Origin of the sequence: Yersinia sp. 2542 StPb PI, from assembly GCF_048593855.1 — a bacterium.
Taxonomy (GTDB): Bacteria; Pseudomonadota; Gammaproteobacteria; order Enterobacterales; family Enterobacteriaceae; genus Yersinia; species Yersinia enterocolitica_E.
Map to the genome: position 1 here is coordinate 1 of NZ_JAZGQA010000211.1, position 7,164 is coordinate 7,164.

Genomic DNA, 7,164 nt, shown 5'->3' on the forward strand with positions numbered 1-7,164 from the left:
GTGATCCCTCATCGAAAACGGGTGAGAAAGCTTTTCCGACAAAGGTAGGTTATATAATCGGGATTATTATTTTATTTATCGCTGTAAGCTATATGTTTATGTATTGGTAATTAGCTGAAAAAGAAGGGGTTATGCCTTATAAATCTAATGAATTACTACCAGACCCAGTGAGGAGTGTTCTCCCCGCCCATGCGCAAGATATATATCGTGCGGCATTTAACAGTGCATGGGATCAATATCAGGACAGTGATGAACGGCGCGGAGATGACTCGCATGAAGCGACTGCCCATAAAGTCGCCTGGAGTGCGGTAAAACAAAGCTATCGTAAAAATGAGAGCGGTGAATGGATTAAAAAATAACACTCACCGCTCAGGAAAATAACACGCCTTGTCGTTATCCTGTCTTTGCCAATGAGATATTCTGGTGGCCAATTTTTTGCAATAATGCAGGAATATCAATTGGATCAATTTTATCTGTTTGTAGATAAGCAACGGCATATTCGTGCCAGATACCCGATTGCAGGAACAAAATAAACAGTTCCCGGTCCAGATGATTCTCATTCACCATGTTGACCATGATATTGAGGGCTTCGGACAACAACTTCCCTGGTTTATAAGGTCGATCGGCAGCCGTCAGAGCCTCAAATACGTCAGCTATGGCCATCATCCTCACCGGAATACTCATCTGTTTATAGGTGAGCTGATAAGGATACCCTTTACCGTCCATGCGTTCATGATGCCCACCCGCAATCACCGGGACATTTGCCATGGTTCGTGGGAAGGGGAGTTTATTTAACATCACGATGGTCTGCATGATGTGCTCGTTTATTTTATAGCGATCCTCGTCTGTCAGGGTGCCACGGCGAATACTGAGGTTATAAATTTCGCCACGGTTATAGAGGAACCTCGGTTCCTGTACTTTGAAATCAAAATATTCCGGGCGCTTATTTTTATTATCACGGTAAATAATATGTTCATCTTTATCCGCCAGCATTGGCTCCTGTACCGGTAGTGGAGCGGCGGGTTGTCTGGCTTTACGTACTCGCTCTTCTTGGGCGATACCTGCATTATCATCTAATGTGCGAGTCCAATGGTAAGCGGCAATTTGCTGGATACGCGCGATAGCTTCGTCAGACATATACTCGCCACCCACATTGCAGTTGGCAATAAAGTAAAAATCTTCATCTAATTGGCGTAATTCTTCAGCTAACAACTGTTGATCGGCTTCACTGGCGCTCATTGCACCATATTGGCGTAAGAAGGCGATTTCTTTCTCACGTTTTAAGACTTCAAACCGCATGCGTATTTCATGGATGCGATCATAAATTAGCTCCAGTTTTGTTGATTTATCGACTACAAATTCCGGGGTGGTAATCTTGCCACAGTCATGTAACCAGCAGGCTGTATGTAGCTCTTCCCACTCATTTTCTGATAACGTAAAGTTGGCGAAAGGCCCCTGTTTAATATTGACTGCGGCACGGGCGAGCATTTTAGTTATTTCAGGCACACGCTGGCAATGCCCACCGGTATAGGCACTTTTGGCATCGATAGCTCCGGCAATAAGCTCAATAAATGCGTTGAGCAGGTTTTTTTGCTCTTGCAATAATCGCTGTGTTTCTACTGAAACTGATAAACTGCCCACCAGGGCATTAACTAATTGAATTTTTGAGCGTTCACGCTCAGCATTTAGCTCATAAGGGTTAAATAACAGTAGGAATCCGAGCAATTGGTTATCATGGGTCTTCATCGGTACGGCAACAAAGCGTAGGGGCAAATAAGGTTGTAGGAAGTCATGTAATTGGCTAAAGATATTATCTTTATTGAGCGTTCCTACAATGGTTTTCCCTTCGAGTACCGGTAGGAAAGTCGTGAGATTGTCTTCTTTAATTTGTAATGAGGACATTTCTGCTACCGGGATATTTTCACCATTCCAGCGAAATGCCGTTGGTGTGAAGGTTCCCTCATCTTTATCTGACAGAAAAATAATCCCTCCGGTCATGGCAGCAATTTCCGTGGTTTCACTTAATAGCCCTTGCATCTGCCGGAAGAAATTACTTTCTGCTGTCAGCATATTTCCCATCGAAATAAACTGCTTCAGTGTTGATTTCATTTTTGACATTGATTTGTGGAGCTCGTCAACTTCCTCAATCACAGAGCGTTCTAATTCGCGCTCTTCGAAATGGAGATTACTGATGGAATCCGCGTCCTGGCGTAGACGAATAAGGGGTTTGGATATTTTTCTGGAGAAATACCAAACTAACGGCAAGCTGAGCATTAACAGAATAAACGCAATAAAGGTTGAGTGATTACGAATAGAATTTGCATCGGCTGTCAGATAGCTGGCGGGTGTCGCAATAATCAACTGATAGGCATTGCCGTTGCTATTAATCTCAACAACTGAGCCGAACCAGCGCTGATTTTGTGCTTCAAACATGATACTACGATTAGCATTGTTTACCGGTGAGTTGCTAGCTGTCTGACTATTTTTTTGACTATTGAGCAAAACTTGCAATACAGGGATTTGCCGGTCTGCACTGGTGTTATCTGCCGCCTTATCTTTAGGTTTTGGCAGGCTAGCGATAACTTCACCATGGGAATTAATAATAATGGCCTGGCTACCTGGCGGCAGATTTTGTTTTATTAAAAATTGCGAAAGTGAAGCCAGGGAAACGTCCAATCCAATGATTGTCTGTTTATTCTCAGCCTGACGGCTATAAGTAAAACCGACTTCTCCGGTGCCTTTAAAAATATAAATAGGAGAGGTGATCAGCATAGGACTTGCGGCGGCCAGAATAAACCAATCCCGCCGCCGTGGATCGTAGTTATCATTTTCACGCGGCATAACAGCAATCACTCGCTGCTGCTTATTAAGATAAATAAAACGTTTCTCCGGTAAACTATCAAGAAAACGATTACTTTGAACCATCCATTCGGCATCTTCAGGGGCATGGAATAATGTACGGTTAGCTTCCGTTAAACGCCGCAGCATAAAAAAATCACCATTAGCGTAGGCGCTATACACGGCACTGGCATAACTATTCTGCTTCAGAATTTCAATAAATTTATCGACAAAGGCCATTCGTTGTTCAAGGGTCGATAGTTCTGTGATTTGCATACTGGCAAGAATATTAACCGACATTATCATTGGTCGTGTTACGGCATCCAATTCAGCGGCAATCGCCTCTCCGGTTTTTTGATACTGCCGATTGGTGCTGATTTCAGTCAATTTAGTCAGTTGGCTATGACCAAAAATAATAATGACGGTACCTATTGAGACGATCAACAAGGTGAAGAGAGCGGCTATCTGGATATGCAAAGGATAGCGGTTTTTTAGCCCGAATAGATTACTTAGCATCATAGCCATCCCGGAAGTTTATTATTTAATTACTTATAATCATAGAATGTACTGACATAATCAGCATATTCCCCTATCTTTCAGTAGGTTGTATGTAATTACATGATTGTAAAAGCTTTGTTTTATATTGCATTGGAATTGTTGGATGAAAAAACCAATCACAGTCAGAAAAAAAATGTTTTAACGTGCAGAATATCTAAAAGCAGTATTTAGCAGCCCGATTTTTAGGCGGTTAAAAGGACTTGATGAGTCGAATGGGATGCAGCGGATTTACTGACCGGCATTAAACAGGCCATATCGGGAATTATTAAAAGTATCATCTCAATAGGTTCATATTGGCCCTAAATCAGACGCATGCAGGTCTAAATAGCGATGATAGTTATCAGGGGGTGGATCATTATCTGTCGGATGTAAGCGATGGTGCCCACGGATGGCGGTGGGTGCAAAACCAAAACGTTTGCGAAAACGTTCAGCAAAACGTGATGCACTCTCGTAGCCCACTTGGCTGGCTATTAATGATATTGGCCAATCAGTACCTTGCAATAAACGCAATGCACTGGTCATGCGGACATCAATCATTAAGTCACGTAATAGTATTTTTTCGGCAGCTAATTTTCGGCGTAATACAACTTCGCTCATCGCCATATGGTCTGCAACTTGTGATGCCGACCATATTTTGTATGGATCAGTCGCCAAACAACGGCGCACTCTCTCACTTAACGAATCACTTTCATTTAATATAAATTTAACGCCACGCTGAGCCAACCAAAGTAACAATTCAAGCATGCGGTGTCTGACGATAGTTGGCGGAATATCACCAATGTCAGATATTGCTTTAAACGTATTGCCGAATGTATTGATGAATTCAGGTGCTAAATTACGTACCGGCATAACGCCGGGAACATACCCAAGACCAGCGGATGCTGGATGATTGGCAAAGGTGGCAATCAAACGGGGATCACAGCGAAGTTGGTGGCTAAAAAATAGTCCGTCGTCAGATAAGCCATTTATTACATCAACTGTTTGGCCACTACTCACCGCGACTATTTCACCGGCCTGTATAATACATTCCTGATTATCCCAGCGAATGATTTTGTACCCACGGTTAACCATAATGAGCAATGGATGCTCAATATAGACGGAGGTGAGTAGCAGCTCTGTGTGTTGAATAACATGTGCCGAGCTACCCACACCGGGGCAAAAATTAATTGTACGTTCCATCGATATTCATTTCACAATTTTAGCCTGAGAATATCTTTACGCTTTGAGTGGCAGAGTAGCAACTCATTTTAATAGAAAATTTACAGTAACTGGCTATTTTAGCGAAAAATATTAAGGGTGAGAATAATAGCCAGCTCGATATGAGTGATTGTTACTGTCAATATAATTCCATGTTAAAAACAATGACAATAAAAATTAATTGGCATGTTAATAATTGCAGTGACATGTAATTTCTTTACAACAAAAGGTGTAATCGTTTTCGGTAACTGACCGCTACTGTGTTTCACCCAGCAGCAATGCATGATCAGGGAATTGACCATAAGTATTATTAACAGCTTGCTGTCGGGTTGATTGCCCGACTAATTCACTGAGTGCATCCAGGCGTAACTGTAATAGACGTTTAATTTCTATTTCATTTTCCAAAATAGCTCTCAATTTCTCACGTAACAGCTCCTGCAACACCTGAGATGAGCATGAGGATATAGTGACGTTTGCCGTGCTTTCTACCGCTTTAAGGTAAGTCATTTCGAGATCAACCAGCGCATCCCAATTCCCCTCAGTTGCCAATGCAAGCATTTGCTCACTGAGTGTCAGGATTTGTTGATATTCGGACAAAAGGTGCTGGTGACGTTCCATTAAATGGGGTCCTAATCAGGTTGATAATTGGGGCCGATCTGCCGCCAGGCGTCTGCAATATTTTCGAGCAAAGCAGACACTTCATTAATTGCCTGTTCGTCATTATGCAAATTGGCATGCAGCAAGCGCCGCGACATATAGTCATATAAAGCTGACAAATTCTGTGCCAGCTCACCGCCTTTTTCCATATCCAGTCCTGCACTCAGCCCATTATCAATAATATTAATGGCTTTTGACAGTGCAGCACCTTTGGCCGGAATATCTCCCTGACTCATCAAGATGCGAGCACGAACCAGGGCGCTTTGCGCCCCGTCGAAGAGCATCACGATCAATTGATGAGGGCTGGCACTCATTACACCACTTTCGACTCCTACGTTTGCGTAAGCTTGAACCCCTGATCGGCTGTACATGCTCTATCCTTTATGAAGAGAATTGTTGAGTTAAGAAATTACCGGTATTGGTTAATGAACTCACCAATTTGTCCAACTGGGTAAATTGTGCCTTATAGCGTTCAATGGTGGCATTAATGCTATCAGTGGTTGAGGTAACCTGTTTCTCTAATGATTTTAATGTCTTGTTAATACCATCAGTGGCTGTCTTTAATGAGCCTTTGGTGGAATCCAGTGCGGTATTTAGCAGGTTATCCATCTGAGTGGCGAAACCGGTGGTTTTGCCATCGCCGACAAAAAATGCTGTTACGTTATTCGGCTGGTCAGTCAGTGCTTTATCAAGTTTCTTCGAATCAATGACTAATTTTCCATCAAGATCTTGAGTAATACCCATCGCTGCCAGGGTTTTCACATCACCGGCCTGGGCAGAGGCTAATTGGCTCTTCAATTGCGTTTGGATGCTGCGCAATGTGCCATCGCCAACTAATGCGCCATTACTGGTTGATTGATCCTTACCCGCTTCAACCGCAGTATATTTGGTTAAAGAAGCAAACGTGGTTTGTAATGAATTATACGCATCGACAAATGTTTGAATCGCAGCTTTGGTCGCGGTGGAGTCACGTGTAATTGTCAGTTGCTCAGGTTCATCTTTTTTTGTTAAGGCTTTCAGGCTGAGTGTAACGCCTTGTGGTGCATCAGTAATGGTATTGCTTTGACGGGTAATGGATACGCCATTTACTGTCAGTGTTGCATCTTCAGCTTTTACTTTTTGCGTTAAAGCGCCACTACCACCGGTGGTGCTTGGGGTGTAGTTCAAAAAGTTGTTTAAAGTGTCATCACCAGAAACACTGACTGTCATTTCTGACTTCGTCCCTGTTTCCTTGGAGGTTAATGCGAGATAGTAAGTATCATCATCCGCTTTCATGATACTGGCGCTGACACTACCTTCTTGTTTATTAATCGCATCGCGAATACCGGTCAAGGAGGTCTGCTCACTGGTCAGTTTTACTTCCAGTGGTTTTGTTTGACCGGGTTGAGTGATAGTAATTGTCCGGCTGTCGTTACTATTACCCAGTTTATCTGTGGCGTTCGGCACATCAGAAGAGAGTAATGATTGCGCTTTAGCCAGATTAGTCACTTCAATCGTGTAATTACCTGCCGTCGCACCACTGCTGGTAGTGGCGGCAAAAGCGGTATTGGTGCTGTTAACAGAGGTCGTAGCTAGGGTATCGGCTTTTTTTAGTGCTGCAGATGCCGTTTCGACTTTAGCCAGAGCGCTTTGTAACACGCCATAGGCAGTAAGCTTGCCTTTATAACTGGTCTGCTGGTTGGTTAGCGGAGTTAAGCGGGTTTGTTCCCCGGCACTTAATTTATCCAGTAAAGTGCCTAGCTCCAAATTTGAACCGATACCCAGAGAACTGATACTTGCCATGTCTAATCCTTAATATTCAAGTGTCGTTACAGGGGTTATCGGCCAGAGAATTGAAAAGTTTACACATAAAATGGAATTTATGATGGCTGGAATAACGGGGGATAACAGGGCGCTATTTGCCCTATTGAATAG

The 7,164-nt window shown here is 43.0% G+C and carries 6 protein-coding genes; 1 reads left to right on the forward strand and 5 read right to left on the reverse strand.

Annotated features, from left to right (window positions below; translation table 11 throughout):
- Positions 1-131: 131 nt before the first annotated feature.
- On the forward strand, positions 132-359 hold the full coding sequence (locus V1952_RS18655) for a ChaB family protein (protein ID WP_420072434.1): 228 nt from the start codon (positions 132-134) through the stop codon (positions 357-359).
- Positions 360-393: 34 nt separating this feature from the next.
- Here the strand turns inward: V1952_RS18655 and V1952_RS18660 are convergent, their stop codons facing one another.
- The 5 genes from V1952_RS18660 to fliD form a co-directional block, all read right to left on the reverse strand.
- On the reverse strand, positions 394-3,354 hold the full coding sequence (locus tag V1952_RS18660) for an HD domain-containing phosphohydrolase (RefSeq protein WP_420072435.1): 2,961 nt from the start codon (positions 3,352-3,354) through the stop codon (positions 394-396).
- Positions 3,355-3,684: 330 nt separating this feature from the next.
- Positions 3,685-4,575, reverse strand: a complete 891-nt coding sequence (locus V1952_RS18665; protein WP_372558747.1) for a helix-turn-helix transcriptional regulator — start codon at positions 4,573-4,575, stop codon at positions 3,685-3,687.
- A 273-nt stretch (positions 4,576-4,848) separates the two neighbouring features.
- Positions 4,849-5,211 carry a flagella biosynthesis regulatory protein FliT gene (gene fliT / locus V1952_RS18670; protein ID WP_050084340.1) on the reverse strand — a complete coding sequence of 121 codons (363 nt, stop codon included), beginning with the start codon at positions 5,209-5,211 and terminating at the stop codon, positions 4,849-4,851.
- Positions 5,212-5,222: 11 nt separating this feature from the next.
- Positions 5,223-5,621: a flagellar export chaperone FliS gene (gene fliS, locus V1952_RS18675; protein WP_050084339.1), complete on the reverse strand. Its 399-nt coding sequence runs from the start codon at positions 5,619-5,621 to the stop codon at positions 5,223-5,225.
- Positions 5,622-5,631: 10 nt separating this feature from the next.
- The gene (gene fliD / locus V1952_RS18680) at positions 5,632-7,032 is read right to left on the reverse strand and encodes a flagellar filament capping protein FliD (RefSeq protein WP_372558748.1); all 1,401 of its coding nucleotides are present in this window, start codon (positions 7,030-7,032) and stop codon (positions 5,632-5,634) included.
- Between the last annotated feature and the right edge of the window lie 132 nt (positions 7,033-7,164).